At 55.7% G+C, this 26,309-nt stretch carries 23 protein-coding genes; 14 read left to right on the top strand and 9 right to left on the bottom strand.

Going from position 1 to position 26,309, the window contains the following annotated elements; genetic code table 11:
• The first annotated feature begins 44 nt into the window (after positions 1 to 44).
• Positions 45 to 563, top strand: a complete 519-nt coding sequence (locus ACJJI0_RS15540; RefSeq protein WP_252083995.1) for a hypothetical protein — start codon at positions 45 to 47, stop codon at positions 561 to 563.
• A gap of 53 nt (positions 564 to 616) precedes the next feature.
• Here ACJJI0_RS15540 and ACJJI0_RS15535 read toward each other — a convergent pair whose 3' ends face one another.
• From ACJJI0_RS15535 to ACJJI0_RS15500, 8 genes are all read right to left on the bottom strand, one after another.
• Positions 617 to 1,027, bottom strand: coding sequence for a hypothetical protein (locus ACJJI0_RS15535; protein WP_444883282.1), 411 nt, complete (start codon positions 1,025 to 1,027; stop codon positions 617 to 619).
• A 38-nt stretch (positions 1,028 to 1,065) separates the two neighbouring features.
• The gene (aroE, locus tag ACJJI0_RS15530) at positions 1,066 to 1,887 is read right to left on the bottom strand and encodes a shikimate dehydrogenase (RefSeq protein WP_444883281.1); all 822 of its coding nucleotides are present in this window, start codon (positions 1,885 to 1,887) and stop codon (positions 1,066 to 1,068) included.
• Positions 1,884 to 2,336 (bottom strand): DUF6841 family protein, encoded by a 453-nt coding sequence (locus ACJJI0_RS15525; RefSeq protein WP_252083992.1) that lies wholly within the window; start codon positions 2,334 to 2,336, stop codon positions 1,884 to 1,886. Before ACJJI0_RS15525 ends, aroE begins: the two co-directional genes overlap by 4 nt.
• Positions 2,337 to 2,365: 29 nt before the next feature.
• The gene (hemF, locus tag ACJJI0_RS15520) at positions 2,366 to 3,271 is read right to left on the bottom strand and encodes an oxygen-dependent coproporphyrinogen oxidase (protein WP_444883280.1); all 906 of its coding nucleotides are present in this window, start codon (positions 3,269 to 3,271) and stop codon (positions 2,366 to 2,368) included.
• Positions 3,272 to 3,299: 28 nt separating this feature from the next.
• Entirely contained in the window at positions 3,300 to 3,866 is a 567-nt protein-coding gene (tsaC, locus tag ACJJI0_RS15515) for an L-threonylcarbamoyladenylate synthase type 1 TsaC (RefSeq protein ID WP_444883279.1), read from the bottom strand.
• A gap of 277 nt (positions 3,867 to 4,143) precedes the next feature.
• Positions 4,144 to 5,577, bottom strand: coding sequence for a catalase (locus ACJJI0_RS15510; RefSeq protein ID WP_444883278.1), 1,434 nt, complete (start codon positions 5,575 to 5,577; stop codon positions 4,144 to 4,146).
• A gap of 89 nt (positions 5,578 to 5,666) precedes the next feature.
• The gene (dprA, locus tag ACJJI0_RS15505) at positions 5,667 to 6,812 is read right to left on the bottom strand and encodes a DNA-processing protein DprA (protein WP_444883277.1); all 1,146 of its coding nucleotides are present in this window, start codon (positions 6,810 to 6,812) and stop codon (positions 5,667 to 5,669) included.
• A gap of 95 nt (positions 6,813 to 6,907) precedes the next feature.
• Positions 6,908 to 7,978 carry a LysM peptidoglycan-binding domain-containing protein gene (locus ACJJI0_RS15500; protein WP_444883276.1) on the bottom strand — a complete coding sequence of 357 codons (1,071 nt, stop codon included), beginning with the start codon at positions 7,976 to 7,978 and terminating at the stop codon, positions 6,908 to 6,910.
• 183 nt (positions 7,979 to 8,161) lie between these two features.
• Here ACJJI0_RS15500 and def point away from each other — a divergent pair, with 183 nt between their 5' ends.
• From def to ACJJI0_RS15455, 9 genes are all read left to right on the top strand, one after another.
• A complete protein-coding gene (def, locus tag ACJJI0_RS15495) occupies positions 8,162 to 8,668 on the top strand; it encodes a peptide deformylase (RefSeq protein WP_444883275.1) in 507 nt (168 codons plus the stop codon).
• A gap of 64 nt (positions 8,669 to 8,732) precedes the next feature.
• Positions 8,733 to 9,686 (top strand): methionyl-tRNA formyltransferase, encoded by a 954-nt coding sequence (fmt, locus tag ACJJI0_RS15490; RefSeq protein WP_444883274.1) that lies wholly within the window; start codon positions 8,733 to 8,735, stop codon positions 9,684 to 9,686.
• Positions 9,683 to 10,990 (top strand): 16S rRNA (cytosine(967)-C(5))-methyltransferase RsmB, encoded by a 1,308-nt coding sequence (rsmB, locus tag ACJJI0_RS15485; protein ID WP_444883273.1) that lies wholly within the window; start codon positions 9,683 to 9,685, stop codon positions 10,988 to 10,990. Before fmt ends, rsmB begins: the two co-directional genes overlap by 4 nt.
• A 30-nt stretch (positions 10,991 to 11,020) precedes the next feature.
• Positions 11,021 to 12,406, top strand: a complete 1,386-nt coding sequence (trkA, locus tag ACJJI0_RS15480) for a Trk system potassium transporter TrkA (protein ID WP_252083983.1) — start codon at positions 11,021 to 11,023, stop codon at positions 12,404 to 12,406.
• Positions 12,407 to 12,495: 89 nt separating this feature from the next.
• Complete coding sequence (locus tag ACJJI0_RS15475; protein ID WP_252083982.1) at positions 12,496 to 13,947, top strand: TrkH family potassium uptake protein; 1,452 nt, start codon at positions 12,496 to 12,498, stop codon at positions 13,945 to 13,947.
• A gap of 97 nt (positions 13,948 to 14,044) precedes the next feature.
• A complete protein-coding gene (locus ACJJI0_RS15470; RefSeq protein ID WP_444883272.1) occupies positions 14,045 to 15,079 on the top strand; it encodes an efflux RND transporter periplasmic adaptor subunit in 1,035 nt (344 codons plus the stop codon).
• 47 nt (positions 15,080 to 15,126) lie between these two features.
• Complete coding sequence (locus ACJJI0_RS15465) at positions 15,127 to 15,822, top strand: ABC transporter ATP-binding protein (RefSeq protein ID WP_444883271.1); 696 nt, start codon at positions 15,127 to 15,129, stop codon at positions 15,820 to 15,822.
• Entirely contained in the window at positions 15,819 to 16,979 is a 1,161-nt protein-coding gene (locus ACJJI0_RS15460; RefSeq protein ID WP_444883270.1) for an ABC transporter permease, read from the top strand. The genes ACJJI0_RS15465 and ACJJI0_RS15460 overlap by 4 nt, the downstream gene beginning before the upstream one ends.
• A gap of 67 nt (positions 16,980 to 17,046) precedes the next feature.
• A complete protein-coding gene (locus ACJJI0_RS15455; RefSeq protein ID WP_444883269.1) occupies positions 17,047 to 18,234 on the top strand; it encodes an ABC transporter permease in 1,188 nt (395 codons plus the stop codon).
• Positions 18,235 to 18,276: 42 nt separating this feature from the next.
• Here the strand turns inward: ACJJI0_RS15455 and ACJJI0_RS15450 are convergent, their stop codons facing one another.
• Positions 18,277 to 19,164 (bottom strand): lysophospholipid acyltransferase family protein, encoded by an 888-nt coding sequence (locus tag ACJJI0_RS15450; protein ID WP_444883268.1) that lies wholly within the window; start codon positions 19,162 to 19,164, stop codon positions 18,277 to 18,279.
• Positions 19,165 to 19,320: 156 nt separating this feature from the next.
• Between ACJJI0_RS15450 and glyQ the strand changes: the two genes are divergently transcribed.
• The 4 genes from glyQ to ACJJI0_RS15430 all read left to right on the top strand — a co-directional run bounded on the left by glyQ (position 19,321) and on the right by ACJJI0_RS15430 (position 26,287).
• A complete protein-coding gene (glyQ, locus tag ACJJI0_RS15445; protein ID WP_444883267.1) occupies positions 19,321 to 20,277 on the top strand; it encodes a glycine--tRNA ligase subunit alpha in 957 nt (318 codons plus the stop codon).
• Positions 20,277 to 22,358: a glycine--tRNA ligase subunit beta gene (glyS, locus tag ACJJI0_RS15440; protein ID WP_444883266.1), complete on the top strand. Its 2,082-nt coding sequence runs from the start codon at positions 20,277 to 20,279 to the stop codon at positions 22,356 to 22,358. The genes glyQ and glyS overlap by 1 nt, the downstream gene beginning before the upstream one ends.
• A gap of 54 nt (positions 22,359 to 22,412) precedes the next feature.
• Entirely contained in the window at positions 22,413 to 22,964 is a 552-nt protein-coding gene (gmhB, locus tag ACJJI0_RS15435) for a D-glycero-beta-D-manno-heptose 1,7-bisphosphate 7-phosphatase (RefSeq protein ID WP_252083974.1), read from the top strand.
• 341 nt (positions 22,965 to 23,305) lie between these two features.
• Entirely contained in the window at positions 23,306 to 26,287 is a 2,982-nt protein-coding gene (locus ACJJI0_RS15430; protein WP_444883265.1) for a S8 family serine peptidase, read from the top strand.
• The last annotated feature ends 22 nt before the right edge of the window (positions 26,288 to 26,309 follow it).

Here is a 26,309-nt window from a genome sequence, read left to right as displayed (position 1 = left end):
CGAGGAGGTCCGACTTTCTATCACCGGCAATAGGAGCCATAGAGATGACAGAACAGCAGCAGCTGCAAGAAATGGATGCCTTCTCCAAGAAATATCGCTACGACATGGAGTATCTAAAAGAGTTTTTACGCTCGTCTCCAGAGGGCTTTGAAAAATTTGTACAGTTCCAGCCCCTGTCGATGCACCGGGAATTCTTACCGCTGGAGGTTTTTTGGGTGAGCAAACTGGCCGCCATGCAGGTGGCGGACTGCGGTGCCTGCCTGCAATTGAATGTGCGCATGGCGTTGGAAGCCAATGTCGCTCCGCAATTGGTGAAGGCCTGCATTCAAGGCGGCAGTAATTTACCGGAGCCTCTCAAGGATATTTTTGACTTTGCCACCGCGCTGGCCAGTTACAAAAATATTGATCCGTTGTTGGACCAGCGTATCTCTGAGCAGCTGGATAAAAAACAGCGAATCGAGCTGGGCGTCAGCGTCGCCACCGCCTCTGTATATCCCACCATCAAGAGAGCTATGGGCCACACCCAGAGCTGTAGCCTTATCGAAATTGAGTTTGAGGCCTGATTGGAGCAGCCGCCGCAGTCACTTGCGGCGGTGCCTAACTGGCCTCAGTTACTTTACTTACCCTGTAGTCGCAGCAGCGCGGATGCGGCAATACCGCCAATAGCACAGGCGAGAACGATCACTAGCGGAGTCATAGTTCCCAGCACAAAAGCGCCATAGTCATAGCCACGCTGGGGCAGGAGGTAGAACAGCAGGAATGCGGCAGGTAGCAGTGATAATAAAGCACCGCGCAATAGCCAAGCATTGCGCAAGGGGAGCAAGAACAACAGACCGCAGAGCCCGCCCCAAACGATACGCTGGTATAGATAAGCGTTACTGAGGTGCGGTGCCAAGTCTACCCCCAACCAGCGGGTAAACCCGTAGCTGCCCATAGCCCACAGACCCAGGGCATAACAAAGGCCGCCGAAACAACCCACCGCAAAGCACATAGAGAGATTACGCAACCACTCGCGCACAGCCAGCATCCTCTTAATTTTTGTTGTTATAACTTCAGCCGAATTAATCAGGCTGTTAATGTTCGCCGCAACTCCGCCAACACCGGCTCAACACGGGGCTTCACCCCGCGCCATAAATAGAAAGCTTCCGCGGCCTGTCCCACCAACATGCCGAGACCATCGGCTGCTTCAACCCCCAGTTCACGGGCCCAGTGTACAAAAGGCGTCGGCTTTGCACCGTAGACCATGTCATAGGCCCGACCAGTGCTTGTAAAAAGGTGATCAGGCAGGGGCAGCAACTGGTTACTCAGGCTCGCCGAACTGGCATTGATAACCAGATCAAAACCTCCACACAGCTGATTCAATCCGCCTGCAGTCATAGCCCCATAGTGGGAAAACTCATCTGCCAGCTGACAGGCTTTAGCGGCGGTGCGATTAGCGATATGTAGCTGTGAGGGGTGCTCAGCCAGCAGCGGCAGCAGGGCTCCGCGGGCAGCGCCACCGGCCCCCAGAAGTAACACCCGCTTGTCCTGAATTGTCCAACCCAGATTGTTGCGAATATCTGAAACCAAGCCGGCGCCATCGGTATTGTCGCCCAGCAGATTTCCACTCTCTCCGTATACCAGGGTGTTCACCGCACCGGCAGCGGCCGCGCGCTCGGTAAGCGCATCAGCCAGCTCGCAAGCTTCAAGCTTAAATGGCACTGTCACATTGAGGCCGCGCCCACCCTCGGCAAAAAAGGTTTGTGCCGACTCAGTAAAACGATCGAGAGGGGCAAGTAGCTTTTCGTATACCAGGTCCTCACCGGTCTGGGCGGCAAAGGCGGTGTGAATTTGTGGAGACAGGGAGTGGTCGACGGGATTGCCTACCACTGCATAGTGGTCACTCACGACTGGGCCCTCTTGCGCGCCCTGGCCGCCTCGCGGATCTTGGCACTTTCATCGACCAGTACTAAAGCGTCGACTTTAAGGCCCTGCTCGGTATCAGTGAGCAGGTAACGTGTGTGTGAACTGTAGAGTTCGAGGGTCTTATCGTCCTCTTCTCTGTGATGTAACAGGGTCCAGCGTACACTGGCCAAGCTGCTGTAATCATTCAATTCTATGATTTCAGTGACAGTGCCGAGTATCTGGCATACCTCCAGGCGCTTATAAGCGTTGAGCAGCTTCTCAACCTGCTGCACGAAGGCGCCACGATCTACCGCCAGTTTGTTGCCATCTTCACGGTAATAATGCAGAGGAAAACGGTAATAGTCCGCTATCTGTTCCGCATCCCCGGTCTCAAAGTGACGCCTGTAATCCAAAAATAGCGAGTTGATGGCTTCCAATCGCGTTTGTTGCACAGCGAACCTCCGTAGTGCCTGATCTGGGGTTATACCCAGTCCCTATGCGGCAGAAAATCCGTGTAGAGTTTTTCCTCCGCCGAACCTGCTTCTGGGTGCCAGTCGTATTTCCAACTCACCAGCGAGGGCAATGACATAAGGATAGATTCGGTGCGCCCACCACTCTGCAGGCCAAACAAGGTGCCGCGATCGAATACCAGGTTAAATTCCACATAACGGCCGCGGCGGTAAAGCTGGAAATCCCGCTCGCGTTCGCCGTAAGACGTATCCTTGCGCTTTTGAATAATGGGCAGGTAAGCATCCAAATAACTATCACCCACGGCGCGAGTTAGGGCAAAGGCGTTTTCAAAACCACCCTCGTTAAAATCATCGAAGAAAAGGCCGCCTACTCCGCGCGCCTCATCGCGATGCTTCAGGTAAAAATACTTGTCACACCACTGCTTGAAGCGCGGATAGATCTCTTCACCAAAGGGCGCACAGGCGCTCTTTGCAGTATTGTGCCAATGCACCACATCCTCTTCGAAACCGTAGTAAGGAGTGAGGTCATAGCCCCCACCAAACCACCAGATAGGCTCGGCGCCAGGCTTTTTGGCCACGAACAGGCGCACGTTGGCATGACTTGTGGGTACATAGGGGTTGCGCGGGTGGATCACCAAAGAAACCCCCATCGCTTCGAAAGAGCAGCCAGCCAACTCTGGGCGGCTGGCCGTGGCAGAGGGCGGCAGGCCGTCACCATAGACGTGCGAGAAATTGACCCCACCTTTCTCGATTAAATTTCCCTCTTCCAACACCCGGGTTCTACCGCCCCCGCCGCCGGGCCTCTCCCAGGCGTCTTCGTGAAACTCCAGGCCGTCCTCGCTACCCAGCGCGCTGCAGATTCGATCCTGTAGATCCAGCAGGTAGCCCTTTACTTCCTTGGTATCAATATCACTCATTGGGAAACATTAACTCGTTTTAAAGAATTCATCCGCCCGCCCGCAACTGCTCTCCGCTGAGCAGGTCGCGAATCTCACTAGGGGAATTTCGGCCCCCGGTGGAACCACCGCCGACAAAGTCGAGGGCATCACCAAAATAGCGAAGTACCTGGTACTTGTGCCGGGCAGGTTGACACCCCGCCGGATTGGCAGAAGTGGATACGATAGCACCGCCAAAAGCCCTTGTTAACGCAGCGGTAAAAGAGTGGTCGGTGTGACGCAGGGCCACTGCGGGATGGGCGCCACAGACCCAATAGGGTATGCGGTCACGATGGGGCACCAGCCAGGTCACGGGTCCGGGCCAGGTTTCCCGCATCTTTTCGCGCTGCTCAGCGCTGAGTGGGTCGAGCAGCTGACTAAAACTTTCCTCCTCACCGGAAACCAGGATCAGGCCCTTTTCCAGTGGGCGGTTCTTCAGGCGCAGCAGGCGCCTTACGGCCTGCAGATTATTTGGATCACAGGCGAGGCCCCACACGGACTCGGTGGGGTGCGCGATAACACCGCCCGCCGCAAGAGCACGGGCAGCCTTCTGTACAGCAAGCGGAGAGTACCTCATGACAGTATCGCTGCTACTTCGCTTCGCACTGCTGGATGTCTAACTTCTCCAGTACACCGAAGGCGGCTTTCATAACTGGCAGATCGGGGCCGGCCCCCATCAGGATCGCTACAAAAGGCTTGCTCATTTCAACTCTCTCAACTGTCAAAGTAGGGACAAGCGCCAAAATCTAGCGGATTGCGCAGCCGCGCACAAGATGTTGCCAAACGTCTCCACAGAAGCTGTGGTTTATCGACAACCCTTCCTTAAATGATCGGTATTGAAACTTTTGCCCAGCTCACAATGCAGCTTTAACACCAGCAGCATAATCCGGATGCACCTTGTGAAACTCAGTCAACTGTCGCTGTACTATCTCATCCGGAACTCCGGCCATGGCTCTGGCAATATTGCCAAAGAGTCTCTGTTTTTCGGCGTCATCGAAGAGATTGAAAAGCGCCCGCACTTGGCCGTAATCATCGTTGCCCTCGCGATGATCGTAGCGATCGGCAGCACCGGAAAGCTTTAGTGGCGGCTCCTTGGCACTGGGGTCTTGCTGCGGGCCGTTGAAACTGTTGGGTTCGTAATAGGCATCGGGATTGCCTGTGCGAATCCCGCTGGTATTCATCTCGCCGTCTCGATAGTAGTTATGCACTGGGCATTGAGGTGCATTTACAGGAAGACTCTCATAGTGAGTACCCAAACGGTGGCGATGGGCATCGGCATAGGAAAACACTCGCGCCTGTAGCATTTTATCCGGGGAGAAACTAATGCCCGGTACTACGTTTGAGGGAGAGAAGGCTGCCTGTTCCAGTTCGGCAAAATAATCATCGGGGTTGCGATTCAACTCCATTTCGCCAATCTCAATCAGCGGGTAATCCCCATGTGGCCACACTTTGGTGAGATCGAAAGGGTTGTAATTTGTCTTGGCAGCATCGGCCTCGGGCATTACTTGTAGCTGTAGACTCCACTTGGGATAGTCACCCTTCTCAATCGCACCAAACAGGGCTTCCTGATAACTCTCGCGAGTGCGGCCAATTACTGACTCCGCTTCGGCATCGGTATGAAATTTGTGCCCCTGGCGGGTCTTGAAGTGGAACTTCACCCAGAAGCGCTCGCCGCCACTGTTCCACAGAGAGTAGGTGTGGGAGCCGTAACCATTCATATGCATAGGTGAAATTGGCAGGCCGCGATCTGAAAACAGGATCGTAACTTGGTGCAGACTCTCTGGAGATAGCGACCAAAAATCCCACATGGCTGTAGGGGAGCGTAAATGCGTGCGGGGATGACGTTTTTGCGTGTGGATAAAATCGGGAAACTTATAGGGATCGCGCACGAAGAAGACCGGGGTGTTATTGCCCACCAGATCCCAGTTGCCGTCTTCTGTATAAAATTTGAGGGCAAAGCCGCGCACATCGCGCTCGGCATCCGCCGCCCCCAACTCTCCGGCTACAGTGGAGAAGCGGGCTATCATTGGTGTTTCAGCACCGGGCTGCAATACCTTGGCGCAGGTGTACTTGGCAATATCTCCGCTAATCCGCAGAGTACCGTAAGCTCCCCAGCCCTTGGCATGTACCGTACGTTCGGGAATCCGCTCACGGTTTTGATGAGCGAGCTTCTCCAGCAGTTGATAATCCTGCATCAATAGGGGGCCACGTGGTCCGGCGCTAAGGCTATTTTGGTTATCCGCGATGGGTGCGCCAGCATCCGTGGTGAGCTTGGAATTATTCGCCATGACTTGCCTCCTGTGTTCGAGTCCACAGAGTATTAACGCAGCGCTTTGACTTCGCGAATCGCTCGGCGGCTGGTCCTTCAGGGGAGGATTCAGGTGGCCACGCCTTCTTTCTGGAGACAACAGGCAGCTCCCTGAGCCGTCAATTGATAACCACCGGGCAGCTGCTCCAATAGCTCTAGCAACTCCATTTGCAATAGCAGCGCCATCAGTTCACCCGCCGGCTCCCCAGTATCCACGGCCAACTGCTCGATACTGCGAGGCCCTCCCTGCAGGGCTAATAACACTGACAGCTGCTGATTATCCAGCGGGGTATTGCTTAGGGGCTCACTATCCGCGGGCTCCGCTAACAGCCCCCCCAATTGCCCAGCGATATCTGCGCTGGTCTCCACTAAAGTTGCCCCCTCGCGAATCAGGTGGTGACAACCCCTGGCCATCGGGTTGTGGATGGAGCCGGGGATAGCGAAAACCTCTCGATTTTGCTCCAACGCCAGCCGCGCAGTGATTAGCGACCCCGATCGCATCGCAGCCTCCACTAGCAGCACTCCCATAGAGAGCCCACTGATAATCCGGTTGCGACGCGGGAAGTTTTTCGCCTCAGCGCTACTGCCGAGTGGCAGTTCACTGACAATGGCGCCACCCGCGCTCAGGATTTCTTCCGCCAAGGCGCGGTTCTGACGCGGATAGACGGAGTCGACACCGCTGCCCAACACCGCAATCGTGGCTCCCTGTCCCCGCAAAGCACCCTGGTGCGCGGCCGCATCCACCCCCAGTGCTAGCCCCGAGGTGATGGCAAAACCGGATCCGGCGAGCTCCATGGCAAAACTGCGAGCGTTATCCAGGCCAGAAGTCGTGGCGCGACGCGCACCAACAATAGCGATTTGGGGCAAGGTGAGAGCAGCAGCTTCGCCCCGCACATAGAGTATTGGCGGTGGTCGCGAGATCTCTGCGAGCAAATTCGGGAAACCTGCATCACCGTGGTACAGCAGCTGCACGCCGATTTGTGCACAGCGGGCGCGCTCGGCTGCCACCCACTCCAACAATTCGCTCTGCAGGCCAAGACGACAACAATCACGCCACTGGGATTGGGCCCGCGGCGGTAGTTTGCTCAACAAAGTTGGGGGGAATTGCAGTAAGGCCCGATCGGGGCTGCCAAAGTGCTCTAGCAGCTGCCAGTAGCGGGCGGGCCCCAGGCCCTCTAAACGCAGCAGGGCCATACTGGCGGTCAACGCATCCATGCGGGCTCACCATTTCGTCTGTTTTACAGGAAGGGTTGTATTCAGATTTGCGGCGCTCCAAACAGCAAGAGGCGCCGCTCGATTTCAATACTTTTTTAGGGGTTGCGCACCGAGTCCATCACCGCCAAGGGGCGATCAGCTTCGAGAATAAGCGCCAGGCTCATCTTTTCAAAAGTGCGGAAAACCATCATCTCACCAGCGCGCTCATCCGGCAGTTTCACGCTGTCTCCGGCGATACGATCGCGCACTACAGAACCGCGCTTATAAACTGCCATCACATTGCCAGGCACTAAGCCATCGCGCTCACCCAGATTGAGGATAACTACGTCGAATTTACCAATCTGAGTCACACCCTCATCGACACCAACAATCAACCCATTCACTGTCACGGCCGGGGCACTGGGGTGAAAGAGTGCATCGATAGAGCGCTCTTCCACCGGCATCAAATGATCCTCGAGACGGATCTCGCGGGCGGTGCTGGCCACGCCCAGGGTGGCGACGGAAAATCCAGGGCGGTTATCCGGGTCCAGCTGTAGCAAATCCACTTCACCTATCCCAAGAGCCTGGCGTCCCAGAGTCTCATTGCTAACAGGGTCCACATACACCGGGCCCGGGCGGTAGAGACCGTAGGAGGCCAGGGGCACTTCAAAATCACCGCGAGCATAGATGGTATCGCCGGCCCCCATCAAAATGTGGTTATCGGAGCCGGACACAATATAGGGCGTACCCTCGAAGGCATTGGGCTCGACGATACGGGTGCGCGAGAGGAAGGCATTGATGGCATCGAGGGGAATCGCCGGAATCGCATCCTCCACCGCCTCACGGCGGATCTGCGGCGTTAAGCGGTTACCATTAACACCGGGGGACAATTGATAAGCCCGTGGGCCGCGCTGCAGCTGCAGTTGCGGCTGGCCATCCACATACACCAGGCGCAGGCTGTCGCCGGGGTAGATCAAGTGGGGGTTTTCAACCTGGGGGTTTACTTGCCAGATCTCCGGCCAATACCAGGGCTGTACCAGAAATTCACTGGAGATATCCCAGAGGGTATCGCCCTTTTGCACAACATAGGCATCCGGATGGCTGGGGTTCAGGCGCACCTGATCCTGCGCTTGGGTGCCAAGGGCGACCGCCAACATCGAGACGGCGGCCAGGATTATTTTTTTCATGGAAGCATTCCTATGCTCTTTATCGCTATAATTCTCAGCGCCGAACCACCCTTCTACAGGAAATGTGGCCGGCCCCGGGCGCAAGGCGCCAGCGAAAATCGGGGTCCACTCGGTAAATATTGAGCGCGATCATAATGTTATCAGCGCACGTTCAACGAATACTAGAAGTTTGTCACAGGTGTTATGGCTAAACTCGAGATACTGGAATTTCCCGATCCGCGCCTGCGTGAGATCGCCAAACCCGTCGCAGAAGTTACCGACGCGCACCGTCAACTGCTGGACGACATGTTCGAAACCATGTACGCCGCACCTGGCATAGGCCTCGCCGCCACCCAGGTCAATGTGCACGAGCGCATCGTAGTGGTGGATATTTCCGAAGACAGCAGCGAGCCGTACGGATTTATCAACCCGGAGATCGAAGTACTGGACCCGGAGATCCACCAGTACGACGAGGGTTGCCTGTCGGTACCCGGTTTCTACGAGACGGTAGAACGCCCGCGCAGGGTGCGAGTCAAGGCGCTGGATCGCAACGGCGAACCTTTTGCCATAGAGGCAGAGGGGTTGCTGGCGGTGTGTATCCAGCACGAAGTTGACCACCTGGATGGCAAACTGTTCGTGGATTACATCTCCCCACTCAAGCGCAACCGCATTCGCTCCAAGCTGGAAAAGTCCCAGCGCCGACGCGCCTGATCTATAAGAACTGGCCGCCGGCTGGCCCGGCGCCATCTCCACCCCTCGATCTGAGAATCCGCCAGTGAATATCATTTTTGCCGGCACGCCGGACTTTGCCGCCGTGCATCTGCAGGCGCTGCTCGACAGCGACCATAGTGTCACCGCCGTTTACACCCAACCGGACAGGCCGGCGGGGCGCGGTAAGAAACTACTGGCCAGCCCAGTCAAGCAGCTGGCACTCTCCCACGATATCCCCGTGTATCAACCTCAGAGCCTGCGCGACCAGATAGCTCAGGAAGAGCTGGCGGCACTCGGCGCCGATATCATGGTGGTGGTGGCCTATGGACTGATCCTGCCGCAAGCAGTGCTGGACACCCCGCGACTGGGCTGTATCAACGTACACGCCTCCCTGCTGCCGCGCTGGCGCGGCGCCGCTCCCATTCAGCGCGCCGTCGAGGCGGGAGACAGCCACAGCGGTGTGGCAATCATGCAAATGGAAGCCGGGCTTGATACGGGTCCGGTACTGGTAGAGCGCCGCTGTGACATTACTGAGAAAGATACGGGAGGCAGCCTGCACGACAAGCTCGCCGAACTCGGTGGCCCGGCTCTGATTGAAGCCCTAGCGCAGCTGGCCTCAGGCGCCGCCAAGCCGGTGACTCAAGATGATGCTACAGCCAATTACGCTAATAAAATCAGCAAAGAGGAGGCGCGCATCGACTGGCAGCGCCCGGCGCAAGAACTGCAGCGCCAGATCCGCGCCTTCAATCCGTTCCCGGTGTGTTGGACTACCTATAGCGAAACTAAAGGCGAACAACGCCTGCGTATCTACAGCGCCAGCCTGGAACGCGGCTGCCACAGCGATACGCCCGGCATCATTCTAGCCAGCGATGACGAGGGTATTCTGGTCGCCTGTGGTCGCGAAGCCCTGCGTCTGCAAGTACTTCAGCTACCCGGTAAAAAAGCGCTGCCCGCAGCGGAAATTTTGAAAGGCTACCGGGCGCTGTTCACTCCCGGAACACAATTGGGATCACTATGAGTAGAGATGTACGCGCCGAAGCAGCCCGAGTGGTGGCCGCACTACTGGAGGCGCAAGGTTCACTGGCACGCCTGTTACCTAAAGCCGAAGACAAGGTTGAGGAGCGCGACCGCGCCCTGCTCCGCGAGCTGTGCTACGGCAGTGCCCGCACCGCCCCGCGCCTGCAACTGATCGCTACCAAGCTACTGCGCAAAACCCCCAGCGATAGCCTAGTAAGCGCACTGATCCTGCTGGGCCTGTATCAACTGGAATACACCCGCATCCCCGATCACGCTGCTATCTCTGCCACGGTCAATGCCGCCCGCAGTCTCAAGCTGGATCGCGCCACTGGCCTGATCAACGGCGTACTGCGCAACGCTATACGCGAACGCGAGCGTTTGCAGCGAAAATTGTCCGGCAACCCCCAGTTCAGCTCTATGCACCCCGCCTGGATGCAACAGGCGATCAAAGCCGCCTGGCCAGTGCAAGCGTCGGAGATTTTTCGCGCCAACAATACCAATCCCCCCATGACCTTGAGGGTCAACAGCGCGCGCATTTCCCGCGAGGATTACCTGCAGCAGCTCGACGAGACCGGCCTGTCCGCCGAGGCCTGTACCCTCTCTCCGGTTGGCATCACCCTGCTCGAAGCAGTACCTGTGGGAATTCTGCCCGGTTTTGCCGAGGGCTTGGTGAGTGTGCAAGATGAATCCGCCCAGCTGGCAGCGCAACTGCTGGCACCCTGTGAAGGCGAGCGGGTGCTGGATGCCTGTGCCGCGCCGGGAGGCAAAAGCTGCCATCTATTGGAGCAGCAGCCCGCTATAGAATTGAGTGCCCTGGATATCGAGGAGGAGCGACTCGATCGGGTGCAGGAAAACCTCGAACGCTGCGGCCTCTCCGCACAGTTAATTTGCGCCGATGCGGCTGCGCCGGATGCCTGGTGGGATGGACAGCAGTACGACCGTATTCTGCTCGATGCACCCTGCTCTGCCACCGGGGTGATTCGCCGCAACCCGGATATCAAACTGCTGCGCCGTGCCGAGGATATCGCCGAGTTGGCCAGGCTGCAGGCGGAAATTCTGCGCGCCACCTGGGCACTGCTCAAACCCGGTGGCAGTCTGCTATACGCCACCTGTTCAGTGTTACCGGCCGAAAATAGTGAAGTTGTCGCCGCCTTCGTTGCGGAGACCGACGATGCGAGCGACAATACTCCGCAACTGCTGCACGGTAAGTCCTGGGGTGAAAAACAAGTTGCTGGAATGCAACTGTTACCCCATAACGGTGGCGGCGACGGTTTCTACTACGCTCTGCTCAGCAAGGCCGAATAACAGCAGCGCTAGCCGCGAGTCTCATCCGATATGAAAATTGTCATTCTCGGCGCCGGCCAGGTGGGCGGCTCACTGGCGGAGGCTCTGGCCTCCGAGCGCAATGATATTGTGCTGGTGGACAGCGACGAAAAAACCCTGCGCGAGTTGCGTGATCGCATTGATATTGGCGTGGTTAACGGCCACGCCTCCCATCCCGATGTGCTGATGAATGCCGGCATTGAGGATGCCGATATTCTGGTGGCGGTCACCAATAACGATGAAACCAATATGGCAGCCTGCCAGATTGCCCATTCATTGTTCCGTGTGCCCACCAAGATCGCGCGTGTGCGCGCCTCTTCTTATCTGCAGTACCCCGAGTTATTCGACAACCAGGCGATACCCATCGACGTTTTGATCAGCCCCGAGCAGCTGGTCTCCGAATATATCGCACGCCTGATGGAACACCCCGGCGCGCTACAGGTGCTGGATTTCGCCGGTGGTCGCGTGCAGCTGGTCACTGTATTGGCAGTTCAGGGCGGCCCTCTGGTAGGCCATCAGCTGCGCTATCTGCGCGAGCACATGCCCAAGGTGGATACCCGTGTGGCGGCCATCTACCGGCGCAACCGGCCGATCATTCCCCAGGGGGACACGGTGCTCGAGGCCGGCGACGAGGTATTTTTTATCGCCGCACGCGCCGATATCCGTGCGGTAATGAGCGAGTTGCGCCGCCTGGAACACGGTTATAAGCGCGTGGTAATTGCCGGTGGTGGCAATATTGGCCTGCGGCTCGCAACCAAATTGGAAAACCGCTACTCGGTTAAAATTATTGAGCGCAGCCATGAACGCTGCGTATTTTTATCCGAGGAGCTGTCCCACACCATTATCTTGCACGGCAGCGCCTCGGACCAAGAGCTGTTGTTGGAAGAAAATATTGAGGACACCGATGTTTTCCTCGCACTCACCAACGATGACGAAGCTAACATCATGTCATCGCTACTGGCCAAACGCCTGGGCGCGCGCAAGGTGATGACCCTGATCAACAACCGCGCCTACGTGGACCTGGTGCAAGGCGGGGAAATCGATATTGCCATTTCGCCCCAGCAAAATACTATCGGCAGCCTGCTCACCCATGTGCGCCGCGGCGATATGGTTAATGTGCACTCCCTGCGTCGCGGTGCCGCCGAGGCGATCGAAGTTGTCGCCCACGGCGACGAGCGCACCTCCAAGGTGGTGGGAAAGAAAATCGAGGATATCGATCTGCCCGAGGGCGCCTCCATCGGTGCCATAGTGCGCGAAACAGAAAATGGCAGCGAAGTGTTGATGGCGCACGACGATGTAATTGTGCAAAGCGACGATCACGTGATTGTATTCCTGGTGGATCGCCGCCAGACACGTCATGTGGAGCAGTTGTTCCAGGTTGGCTTCGGCTTTTTCTAAATCATATTTTTTATTGAATAGTCCGGCGATTACAAACTCCGCCGTCCATATATATAAAGTAACAACAGATAACAGGCTGACAGGCGCCAATGCGAATTGCGGTAATTGCGCGAGTTTTCGGAATTCTCCTCACTGTGTTCAGCCTGACACTGCTGCCACCGATCGCCGTGTCCCTGTGGTATGAGGACCATACCCACAACGCCTTCGTTATTGCCTTTGTGATCACTCTGGTGACCGGCTTGTTTATGTGGCTGCCGGTGCACGATCTGCGCCAGGATCTGCGTACCCGCGACGGCTTTGTGGTGACTTCGCTATTCTGGCTAATCCTCGGCAGCTTCGGCTCCCTGCCGTTTATTATTAGTCCGCAGCCGGACCTGAGTATTACCGATTCGATTTTTGAGTCGATTTCCGGGCTCACCACCACCGGCGCCACCGTAATTACCGGCCTGGACTCCCTGCCTCCAGCCATCCTCTACTACCGCCAGCAGCTGCAGTGGTTTGGTGGTATCGGCGTAATTGTTATTGCACTGGCAATCCTGCCCATGCTTGGCATCGGTGGTATGCAGCTGTACAAAGCGGAAATACCCGGCCCAGTGAAAGATACCAAGCTGACACCGCGTATCGCCGAGACGGCGCGGGCACTGATCGTGATTTATGTAATCCTGACCATTCTGTGCGGCATCGGTTACTGGTGGGCGGGCATGACCGTGTTCGATGCCGTGGGACACGCCTTCTCCACCGTGGCTAACGGCGGCTTTTCCACCCACGATGCCAGTATGGGCTTCTACGCTCACAACCGGGCCATTATGGTGATCTGCATTATTTTCATGTTCACCGCAGCAATTAACTTTGGCCTGCATTTTTATGCCTTCCGCAATAAAACCCTCAAGCACTACTGGCGCGATTCCGAATTTCGTTTCTACGTAATGCTGATTTTGGGGGCCGGCCTGTTGATCAGCTGTTATCTGTGGATTCTGAATATCTTCTCACCAGGCAACAGTCTGCTACACGGTTTCTTCCAGGTGGTTTCTATCAGTACCACTGCCGGCTTTGCCTCTGAAAACTTTTCCGCCTGGCCGGTATTCCTTCCCTACGCATTGCTTCTTCTGGGTATTCTCGGCGCCTGTGCCGGCTCTACCTCCGGTGGTATCAAGGCGGTGCGCGGCATGTTGATTATGAAATCCGGTATGCGCGAATTGAATCGACTGGTGCACTCCAATGCGGTGATACCCATTAAGATCAACCGCAAGATCGTACCCGATCGGGTAACCGATGCTGTGTGGGGCTTTTTTGCCGTCTATGTACTGTCGTTTTTTATTCTCTCGATTATTGTGATTGCCACCGGCGAAGATTTCGTCACCTCTGTGACAACGGTGGCCTCCTGCCTGAGTAATATCGGCCCGGCTCTGGGTGAGGCCGCATCTCACTACGGTTCAGTCAATGAGGTCGCCAAGTGGTTTCTGATCCTCGCCATGCTGATGGGACGCCTGGAAATTTTCACCCTACTGGTGCTCTTAACTCCCGCCTTTTGGCGCCACTAATTTGGCGCCAACGCCGCAAGTCAGATCGAATAGCAATATTTTTTAGTTTCTGCCACAGTTGTTCTTTACAGGAAGTAATCAATAAGAACATGGCTGTATGAGCAGAAACACCAGTGAGCTGCTCGGTCAGTTGAAAATTGACCGGGATACGGCTCCCAATGATTTACCGTCATCGTCCCGAAAAACCCTGCTGGCGGCTTCCACCGGTGCAGTCGCCGGCCTGCTAGTTGGTTTTTTTGGCGCCTCCCTCTTGGTCGAAGATCCACCCGCAAGCCCTAATACAATCCCAACCCCCGCCAACACACACACTACGCCATCTGCCCCCTCCAGCGCACACCTGGAGACGGTGTTGAATGCCTCCGGATATATCACCGCGCGACGCATGGCTACGGTGTCAGCAGAGGTGATGGGACTGATCAGCAGCGTGGATGTCGAGGAGGGTATGCAGGTACAGGAAGGTCAAGTACTAGCCCGCCTCGACGACGTCAAAGCGCGCGTCAGCCTGGCATTTGCCCGTGCGCAGATTCAGGTACTACAAGCCCAGGAAGCCAGTATTCTCGCCAAGCTAAAAGAAGCAGAGCGTCAGTACCGGCGTTTCGCTGGCTTGCGTGAAAAAAACTACTCCAGCAAAGCACAACTCACCCAGAGTGAGGCCACTGTTGAAGGCTTGAGAGCCGATTTAAACAGCGCTCGGGCAAATATTGAGGTGGCTAAACTGGAAGCCGAGCGACAGCGGGAGCGCTTGGAGGATCACACGATACGCGCGCCCTTTGCGGGAATCGTTACACAAAAAAATGCTCAGCCCGGAGAAATTGTCGCACCTAGCTCCGCCGGAGGCGGTTTCACCCGCACCGGTATCTGTACCATTGTGGATATGAACTCCCTGGAAATTGAAGTGGATGTCAATGAGGCATTTATCGGCCGGGTCTCCACTGGTCAAAGGGTAAACGCGAATCTTGACGCCTACCCGGAGTGGGATATTCCCGCCACGGTGGTGGCAATTATTCCAACCGCCGATCGCGCCAAAGCTACGGTGCGTGTGCGTATCGGTATCGATCAAAAAGACGCCCGTATCCTACCGGATATGGGGGTGAAGGTCGGCTTCCTGGCCGGGGAGGAAGTCGCTCTTTAACGGCACAGACTACGGCTCTAATTATTCATTAAAAAAGGAAATTACAGATGTCTGAAGATGTGTTGTTTCAGTTAAAAAATGTCGGCAAGAGTTTTATCAAAGGTAAAGAGAAAATCTCTATTTTTGACGATCTCAATATGAGTATTGAGCGAGGAGATTTTGTCGCCATTATGGGGCCTTCCGGCTCCGGAAAAACCACTCTGTTAAATATGCTCGGCGGTGTCGATCAACCTACCAGTGGGGAAATTTGGTTTGATGGCACCCGTATAGACTCCCTCAATGAGAGCGCCCTAACCCGTTGGCGCGCGCAGAATATTGGTTTTATTTTCCAGTTCTACAACCTGATGCCGATGCTCAATGCCCAACGCAATGTAGAACTGCCGCTACTGTTGACCAAGCTCTCCAAAGCACAGCGCCGCAAAAATGTCGAAACCGCCCTCGCTTTGGTGGGCTTGAGCGATCGCGCCAAACATATGTCCAGTGAAATGTCCGGCGGCCAGCAACAGCGGGTGGCCATCGCCCGCGCAATTGTTTCAGATCCTAAACTCATTCTGTGTGACGAGCCCACCGGTGATCTCGACCGCGCCACCGCCGATGAAATCCTGGAGATGCTGCAACTACTCAACCGCGATCACGGCAAGACTATCGTTATGGTTACCCACGACCCGGCCGCAGCCAAATACGCCAAACGCACCCTGCATCTCGACAAGGGACAATTTGTGCAGAGGGAAATAGTGGCATGAACGATCTCTATTTAATTTATAAAAACATGACGAGGAAACCTCTGCGGTTATTTCTCACCTGCTTTGCAATTTTTATCGCTTTTTTAATTTTTGGTGCAGTGACCAGTTTGAAATCTGCACTCAATTCCAGTGTGGAGTTGTCCGCTGATAATCGCCTGGTAGTTTTTAACCGGATCAATTTCACCCAATCGCTACCCATCTCTTATTTCCAAAAAGTCGCTACGGTCGAAGGAGTAAAAGATGTCACCCACCTGAACTGGTTTGGCGGTTATTATCAGGAACAAAGTAGGCAAATTGTCTCGCTGGCTGTGGACCCCGAATCCTATTTACGCGTTTACGAAGAAATAGTGATTCCGGATGAGCAAAAACAGGCTTGGTTTAATAATCGCCAGGGCGCGCTGATAGGTGAGAAACTCGCGCAAATATATGGCTGGAAAATTGGTGACCGGATCCCTATCTCCTCAAATATATTCACCCATAAAGATGGTGGCTATACCTGGGAGTTTGTAGTCTCAGGAATTTTTAAAGGGGATACCGAGCAGTACGATACTCGCCAAATGTTATTCCATTATAAATACTTCATGGAAACTCAGACATTTGGCAATGACTGGATAGGATGGATGGCACTCACTACTGACGATCCCTCTCTCAATGAGAAAGTAGCCAAAACCATTGATGACAGTTTTGCCAATTCGCAAAGTGAAACTGATACCAGTACGGAAAAATCCTTTAATAAAGCTTTTATCGAGCAAATTGGCAATATCGGTTTGATTATTTTCTCGGTGGTTTTCACCGCGTTTTTCACCATTCTGATTGTGGTTGGCAATACCATGGCCTTGGCGATTCGCGAGCGTACCGGCGAGATTGCTGTACTCAAAACCCTGGGCTTTTCCAGCGCACGCATTTTTCGCATGGTTCTATCGGAATCCCTGTTGGTCGCATTTATCGGCGGTCTCTCTGGACTCGCTGCGGCCTGGCTGTTAGTTGAAGGAATAAAAACCTTTCTCGCCCGTTTCCTGCCCAACTTGATTCTCGATGGCGATATCGCTCTGCAGGCGCTGTTTTTTATGCTGCTGCTGGGAATTATTACCGGCTTGTTACCGGCTTTTAACGCGCTGCGATTGAATATTGTCTCGGCATTTAATCGTCAGCCCTAAATACATCAGATCGAGTTCCTAACAACTGTAGGTGCCCGATTGATCAAGCCCGACCGGAGGACAGCCAATGGGCTCTCTAATTGCACAAATTATTTCAGTGACCCTGATGAATCTGGGCAGCCTGCGCAGGCGCCTGTGGATGTCACTGGCGATGGTACTGGCCTCGGCGGTGGTGGTGGCAATACTGCTGGCATTTCTCGCCATGGCCAAAGGCTTCGAAGAAACTATGCGCGGCGCCGGCTCCAACCAAATCGCCATCCTGATGCGCGAGGGTTCCTCCACCGAGCTCAACTCGGTGATCCTGCAGGATCAGGTCAACCTGGTTAGCGAATCTGCCGGAGTCGCCCGGAACGCCAACGGCCCACAGGTTTCACCGGAACTCTATGTCATTGTGGATGGTATCAAAAAGTCCAGTGGTACCGAGGCCAATATCCCCCTGCGCGGACTCAACCAAACCGGTATGGCCATGCGCACCAACATGCACTTAACCGAAGGCCGTATGTTTGTTCCCGGAACCAATGAAATGATTGTCGGCGAGGGTGTCCTGCGGGAATTCAGTGGTTTCGAGATTGGCAAGGAAGTGCGCTTTGGTAAAAACCTGTGGACAGTTGTCGGAGTTTTTTCCACAGGGGGCAATATTTTTGAAAGTGAGCTGTGGGCAGATATCAAAACAATCCAGAGCCATTACAACCGCGGCAGCAGTTATCAATCCATTCGCTTGCAACTGGACAATGACGACGGCCTGGCATCGGTCAAGGAAACCATTGCGCGGGAACCGCGCCTTAATCTCGAAGCGCAGACCGAGCGAGAATACTTCGCCAGTCAGGGTAAACAACTGCAGTACATCGCCACCTTTGGCTGGATTATCAGTGCGGTGATGGCCCTCGGTGCCCTGGCTGGAGCACTCAATACCATGTACACCTCAGTGGCGGACCGTGCCAAGGAAATTGCCACCCTGCGCGCCCTCGGCTTCAGTAATTTTTCCGCTTTCTGCGGCACGATTGCTGAAGCGATGGTACTGGCGGTGGCCGGTGGACTACTGGGGTCATTGGCCGCCTACTTGTTCTTCGACGGCCTAAATACCTCAACCCTGGGCGGCAATTTTACCCAGGTGGTGTTCAGTTTTGAGATGTCCCCAGACCTGTTCGTGCAGGGCGCCGTGTTGGCGCTGGTAATCGGCTTTGTCAGTGGTTTTTTCCCCGCCTGGCGCGCGGCGCGTATGCCGGTAATTGTGGCATTTCGCCACGCGACGTAAATTTTACCTAGATGCCGATAGACATAGGGGCCGCTCAGGCCCCTATGTTTGTTTGCGGTAAATTTTACTCTTGCCTTCCGGCTGTCTGCGAAAGCGCTTGTATTCCCACTGATACTGCTCCGGCGCCTGGGCGATGCAGGCCTCCACACCGCGGTTCATCGCCGCCAGGGATACTTTTTGTTCTTCGCTGTAAATCGCTTTTTCTGCGGGGACAAAAACCAGCTCAAAACCGCCTTCTACACGCTTGCCAAACCCAAAAACCACATGGCACTTGGTGCGCTGTATCAGATTATGCACCAGGGTCATCGTCAGGGCCGGGCGCCCAAAAAACGGGGCAAAGTCACCGCCCATATCCGGTTCCTGGTCGGGAAGAATCAGGGCTAAATCTCCCGCTTTCAATGATTTAAGCAGCGCGCGTACACCGTGCACATTGGTGGGCACCATCTTGCCGCCAGTTACTTCGCGCCCGCTGCGAATCACCGGGTCCAGGGCTTCTATTTTAGGAGGCTGGTAAAGTACAGCACAGGGGGACAAGGTACCCACATACAGGCCGAATATTTCCCAGTTGCCAGTATGTGGCATTAAGACAATGGTGCCGCGCCCATCGGTCTCACCGGCGTTGAGTAACTGCTGATTGCGCACACGAACAATGGCATTTTCATTTTTTGCCCAGGGCGTATTCCACAGTGACGCCATCTCAAAACCCGCCATGGCCGTGTTGATCACACTCTCCCTCGCCAGCTTTTCACGCTGTTTGGGGTCCATTGCCGGATAGCAGAGTTTGAGATTAATGCGGCTCAGGCGCAGGCCTTCGGAACGAGTCCACACAGCCATTTTGCCAGCAAACCAACCCAATCGCCGCGACCAGTGCAACGGCAATTTGCCGATGATTCTCAGTGCTCCTACAGCAAGGCGCCCCTTAATATCCACTCACTACTTCCTATACAAAAACCACTTTAAAGTGGTCGTGTTGCCCAAGTATGGCCATTGAAACCTCTTGACGCGGCTATAGCGCTTTAAGCGCAGCAGTCGCTGCCGCTATAATTGCGCCCTTTGCCCACAGCAGATACTGATCCGGAGATAGCGGTGTCCAAGCAATACGATCTCAGTACCTTCCAGGGACTTATTTTTGCCCTACAGGATTATTGGGCGCGCCAAGGGTGCGTCATTCTACAGCCTCTGGATATGGAAGTGGGCGCCGGCACCTTTCATCCGGCCACTTTCCTGCGCGCCATAGGCCCGGAAAACTGGAATGCGGCTTATGTACAGCCCTGCCGCCGCCCCACCGATGGCCGCTACGGCGAGAATCCCAACCGCCTTCAGCACTACTACCAATACCAGGTAGTGATGAAGCCATCCCCGGACAATATCCAGGAATTGTACCTCGATAGCCTACGCGCCATGGGCGTAGACCCGGCTATCCACGATATCCGCTTTGTGGAAGATAACTGGGAATCCCCAACCCTGGGCGCCTGGGGCCTCGGCTGGGAAGTTTGGCTGAACGGTATGGAAGTCACCCAGTTTACCTACTTCCAGCAGGTGGGCGGCCTCGAGTGCTACCCGGTTACCGGCGAAATCACCTACGGTCTCGAGCGTATCGCCATGTACCTGCAGGGGGTCGAGTCTATCTACGATTTAGTGTGGACCCGCAACCCGGACGGCAGCCCCGTCACCTATGGCGACGTTTTCCACCAGAACGAAGTGGAAATGTCCCACTACAACTTTGAACACGCCGATGTGGAATTCCTATTCGCCACCTTCGATCACTGTGAGCGCGAGAGCACACGCCTGATTGAGCTGGGCCTGCCGCTGCCCGCTTACGAGCAAGTTATGAAGGCCTCCCACGCCTTCAATCTGCTGGATGCGCGCCACGCCATCTCAGTGACTGAGCGCCAGCGCTATATCCTGCGTGTACGCACCCTGGCCCGCGCCGTGGCACAGGCTTACTACGATGCACGCCGCGCCTTAGGCTTCCCCATGGCAGATGAAGCACTGCGAGCAGATATTTTGGCGGAAGACATCGAGCAAGAGGAGAAGCAGTAATGGCTCAGGATTTTCTGGTAGAGCTGGGCACCGAAGAGCTGCCACCCAAAGCGTTACACAAATTGATGAGCGCTTTCGCCGATGGTATTACCCAAGGCCTCAACGGCGCCGAGTTGTCTTTTGGCGAAGTGAAAGCCTACGCAGCACCCCGCCGCCTGGCCGTAGCGGTATTCGGTTTGGCGGATAAGCAGCAAGACAAACAAATTGAAAAGCTGGGCCCGGCCGTCAAAGCCGCCTTCGATAAAGAAGGCAAGCCCAGCAAGGCCGCAGAGGGTTTCGCCCGCAGCAACGGCGTAACCGTTAAAGAGCTGGGACGCAAAGAGACCGACAAAGGCGAGCGCCTGGCCTTTATCAGTGAACAGAAAGGCGCTGAAACTGAATCCCTGTTGGCTGGTATTGTCGAGAAAGCACTGGCTCAGCTTCCTATTCCCAAGCGCATGCGCTGGGGTGCGCGCCGCGAGGAGTTCGTGCGCCCGGTGCACTGGCTCGTCATGCTGTTTGGCAACAAGGTCGTAGATGGTGAAGTACTCGGCTTGAAAGCCGGAAAAACCAGCCGTGGTCATCGCTTCCACTGCAATCGGGAACTGGAGATCCACTCCGCCCACGACTATGCACAGGTTCTGCGCGAACCCGGCTACGTAATGGCAGATTTCGCCGAGCGCCGCGAAGCCATTCGCGCTCAAGTTATTGCCGAAGCCAATAACGTCAATGGTGAAGCGGTCATCGACGACGACCTGCTCGACGAAGTCACTGCGCTGGTGGAGTGGCCTGTCGCCCTTACCGGCCGCTTCGAAGAGCGCTTCCTGGAAGTGCCCGCTGAAGCCCTGATCTCCTCCATGAAGGAGCACCAGAAGTATTTCCACGTAGTTGATGAAGATGGCCAATTGCTGCCGTTCTTTATCACCGTATCCAATATCGAGAGCCAGGATGCCGCCCAGGTTATCCACGGCAATGAGCGCGTAATCCGGCCGCGCCTGGCGGATGCTGCCTTCTTCTTTGAGACCGACAAGAAGACCAGCCTGGAATCACGCCGTGAGAAACTGCGCCAAATCGTATTCCAGCAGCACCTGGGTAGCGTCTACGACAAGACTGAACGGGTAGCTGCCCTGGCCCGCACCATCGCTGAGAAAACCGGAAGCAACGGCAACTGGGCCGAGCGCGCCGGCCGCCTGTGTAAATCGGACCTGGTTACCGAGATGGTGTTCGAGTTTGCCGATATGCAGGGCATCGCCGGCTACTACTACGCCGAAAACGACGGCGAGCCATTGGATGTGGCCAAGGCCATGTACGAACAGTATATGCCCAAGTTTGCCGGTGACGAGCTGCCCGCCAGCGACACCGGTACTGTAATTGCCCTGGCAGATCGCCTGGATACTTTGGTCGGCATCTTCGGCATAGGTCAACCCCCCAGCGGCTCCCGCGACCCCTTCGCCCTGCGCCGCGCCAGCCTGGGCATCATCCGCATCCTCGTCGAAAAGCGCCTCGATCTGGACCTGCGAGAATTGCTGGAATTGGCCCGCGACAACTACCCGCGCACCGCCCTGGGTGAATACGACAAGGTGGTAGAGCAGACCCTGCAATACGTACTGGAGCGCTTCCGCGCCCGCTACGAGGATCAGGGCATTGCCGCCGAGGTATTTATGTCTGTTGCCGCGCGTAAGCTGTCGCGCCCGCTGGATATCGACAACCGTGTGCACGCGGTTAACGCCTTCAGCCAGCTGCCAGAATCCGGTGCTTTGGCCGCCGCGAACAAACGCGTTTCCAATATCCTTGCCAAGCTGGATGGCACAGTGCCCAGCAGTGTCGATGAAGCACTATTGCAGGAGGAAGCGGAGAAAGCCCTGTTCGCCGCTGTACAGGTTGCCCGCACAGAAGTTGAACCGCTGTATAGCGATGCGCTTTTCGCCGAAGGGCTCGCCGGCCTGGCGGGCCTGCGTGAAACCGTGGACAACTTCTTCGACCATGTGATGGTAATGAGTGACGACGAGCAACTGCGCAACAACCGCCTGGCCCTACTGACCCAGCTGCGTGCACTGTTCCTCGAAGTTGCCGACATCTCCCTGTTGGTTCCAGCCAAGTAATAGCGACTTGAAGCGGGGCTCTGCGCCCCGCCTCAACGAAACAGGCGAATCGACATGGCAATAATTCTTCTTGGCCGCGATGGGGTCATTAATCAAAACCCCAACCAGTTCGTAAAATCCGCAGACGAATGGCAGCCCCTGCCCGGCAGTATTGAAGCACTGGCTGCGCTCAGTCAGGCTGGCCACCAACTGGTGATTGCCACCAACCAGAGCGGCCTGGCCCTGGGCCAGTTTGACTTGGATGACTTGGAGGCGATACACGCCAAGATGCGTTCCCAGGTAGAGGATGCAGGCGGTGAAATTGCCGCGATTTTCTACTGCCCCCATGGGCCTGAAGACAACTGCCGTTGCCGCAAACCCCAGGCGGGCCTGCTGGATGCCATCGAAGCGGAATTCGACACCAGCTTGCATGGCTGCTATCTGCTCGGTGATAAACTGGCCGATTTACAGCTGGCCCTGGTCAAGGGGTGTAAGCCGGTACTACTAAAAACCGGTGCAGGCGCAGAAACCCTGCAACAGCTAGTAGAGAGCCCCGATCCGCGTCTGGCGGAAACCGCTGTGTTTGCCGACTTAGCCAGTTTCAGCCTGTTTCTAGTGGGCCCCTGAGCCCACTGATCTCTCTTTTACAGCCCTCTAAATTTAATGAGCTTTTCCAATCTCGCAGAAAAGCGTCATCAGAAACCCTCTCCACTACTGCGCCACCTCGCATTTGTGACTTACGTTTTTTTCTTTCTCGCCAGTTAGCAAAAATAGTACAAAACAATGACTATGACGCCAGTTTATTGAGTCCTGCGACACATTACTTTAAAAGCGAGTCACAGGTCGGGTGGCTTTATCCCAGTGAAAGCGCGCTAGGATGGCTTGTTGGGTGTCAGTGACATTGGATAAACAGCGCACTTTCTCTCCCACCTCTACCCGCCTGTTAAAATAAAAAATGGGACAACTCAATGAAAAGAAAAATAATTTCCTCGCTTATTGCGGGCCTGCTGTGCTCTGGCAGTAGTTTCGCAGCCTCAGTAGCAGACACACTCACCCCCGAAATCCAAAAGAATAAAAAGGTCTATATCGTACAGCTCGATGGCGAGCCACTCTCCACCTACAGCGGCACAGTCGCGGGCCTCTCCAGCGCTAAGTCCAATGTACGTCGCAAGGCTGACCCCCGCAGTAGTAGCTATCGCCACTACTCCGATTTTCTCAAAACACGTCGTCAACAGGTGCTTTCCGCGGTGCCCGGCGCACGCAAAGTGCATGAATACAAGGCGGCCTTTAACGGCTTTGCCGCGATTATGAGTGAAAAGGATGCCGAAGCACTGCGTAGCCATAAAGATGTGAAAGGCGTCTGGGAAGATCGCCTGCTGAAAATGCATACCGATTCCACTGCAGACTTCCTCGGCCTGACAAATACACCCAGTCCCTGGCTCTGGGGAATCACCGGTGAGGATGTGGTCGTGGGTGTAATCGACTCGGGTATTCATCCAGAACACCCGAGCCTGATGGATGTTCCAACGCCACGGCAGGGCAATCGTGGCGTCAATATTTCCTATGGTCCGGTGCCTGAATCCTTTATCGGTGAGGGCTGTGAGTTTGGTAACACAGACTTTAACCCCGGTGACGCCGCCTTTACCTGCAATAACAAACTGATCAAGGCCAAGTCTTTTTCAGACGCCTTCCTCTCCAACAAGACTCTGGCGGATTACGAGTTTCTTTCTGCACGGGATGCGGACGGACACGGCACCCACACCGCCACCACTGCTGCAGGGAACTACGGTGTAGTGACCCCAGATGGGAAAACCCTGACCGGCATGGCGCCGCGTGCCCGTATCGCGGCCTATAAGGTGTGCTGGGATGCCCCAGACCCGGACGATAGCGGCTGCTCCTCGGCAGACTCCATGGCTGCTATTGACGAAGCCGTGGCCGACGGTGTGGATGTCATCAACTTCTCAGTGGGTGGCTCCAGTACCGTTTTTACCGGTGCTGATGAGATCGCCTTCCTGTTTGCCGCCGATGCGGGCGTTTTTGTTGCCACTTCTGCCGGCAATGATGGCCCAGGCCCACAAACAATGGGCACGCCTTCCGGTGTCCCCTGGATTACCGCAGTGGCGGCTGCCGAAGACGACCAGAGCTTTGGCACGGCCCTGCAGGTGGATGCCCCTGAAGCGGTTGTGGGCACCTACGATGCCCGTGAAGGCAACGGCCCGATCACTATGGAAGATGCAGGTCTACTATCGGCACCTGTTGTTGTGGGTGCCCCTCTGGAGGCCTGCTCCGCACTCACCAACTCCGAGGCCATTGAAGGCAAAATCGCGCTGGTGAAGCGTGGGGGATGCTCCTTCAGTACTAAATACAACAATGCTGCAGACGCCGGCGCAGTGGCCATTATTGTCTATAACGACGGCAGTGCTGTAGACCGTATGGATCCGATCGTTATGTCGGCACCGGATACTACGATCCCCGGTGTGATGATTCGCCATGCGGATGGCGCCATGCTGGTTGAGAATTCGGGGGTCACGGGCACCCTGGATCCAGAGCTGAAGATTTCCCGCGAAGACCGCATCGCCAGCTTCTCTTCCCGCGGCCACAACGTGGGTGCGACGGATATTATCAAGCCGGATGTGGCAGCACCGGGCGTAGGCATTCTCGCCGGTACTTCACCGGTGCTGAGTGGAGGCAACCTATTCGCCGCCAAAAATGGCACCTCCATGGCCAGCCCCCATGTCGCCGGTATTATGGCCCTGTTAAAACAGGCTCATCCGGACTGGAGCCCGGCCATGGCCAAATCCGCACTGATGAGTACAGCGCGCACCGACCTGCAAAAGTCCTTCGGACCCGAAGCCGCTGATCCCTTCGATATTGGTGCAGGCGCTATAGTGCCCGCCGCGGCTTTCGACCCCGGTCTAGTCTACGATGCCGGTTTCAACGACTATCTAGCCTTTCTCTGTGGCGCAGAAAATCAGCCGCAGATTATCGAGGCCAGCACCTGCGAGGGACTGGTTTCCGCTGGCTATTCCTTGGATTCCAGTGATCTCAACCTGCCATCAATCGGCATCGGCGAATTGGTTGGCACGCAAACTATCAAGCGCCGTGTCACCAGCGTCGGCCGCGGCCAGAGATGGTATTGGGCTTCTGTAGAGGCACCCGCAGGTGTCGAGGTCAGTGTTAACCCTAGGACTCTACGCCTTAGAGAAGGAGATAGCGCCGAGTTTGAAGTTACCTTTACGGTTACCGAAGAAGCGGCCATGAACGAGTGGGTATTTGGCGAATTAAGCTGGAAATCCGTTGGTTTACGCCAGGAAGTACGCAGTCCTATCGCTGTACGCCCGGTTCCACTATCCACAACTCAGAAGATCAGTGCCGATGGCAGTGATGGTGCAGTAAACCTGCCCGTACAATTTGGTTATAACGGCAACTATCAAGTGGATATCAACGGCTTGGCGGAAGGCGTACCTTTCCCTGGTAGCGTTGAGGATGGAGAAAACCAGCTGATTTTCTTCGATATTCCGGAGGGTACAAAGCTTGCCCGCGTAGCCTTATTTGATGCGGATGTGGGCGATGGTAGTGGCAGCGACGACTTGGATTTACAAGTCTACGGCCCCGGCCCCGATTTCCCAGAGGTGGGCACCAGTGGCTCACCGACTTCCGCTGAATCTGTCGATTTGGTCAATCCCGCCGCAGGTCAGTATGCGGTATTCGTAGTGGACTACGCCTCTGCGGAGGGCCCTACGCCATTTACCCTATTTAACTTTAACCTGAGTGGAGACAACGGCAATACCCAGCTCACAGCTCCGCCGCAGGCACAAATAAATAGTAGTGGCACTATCAATCTGGAGTGGCTGGATCTCTCCCCTGGTACCCGAGCCTTGGGAATTCTCAGCCACGGTAACGGTGAGACCGTATTTGCCGAAACCGAAGTTATGGTGAATACCCAATAGAAAGCCATTCCCTCCCATGATT

Source organism: Microbulbifer mixtoriginis (SeqCode), from assembly GCF_052466695.1.
Note: the sequence above shows the minus strand (reverse complement) of the source record. Positions and strands in the feature narration are given on the sequence as shown.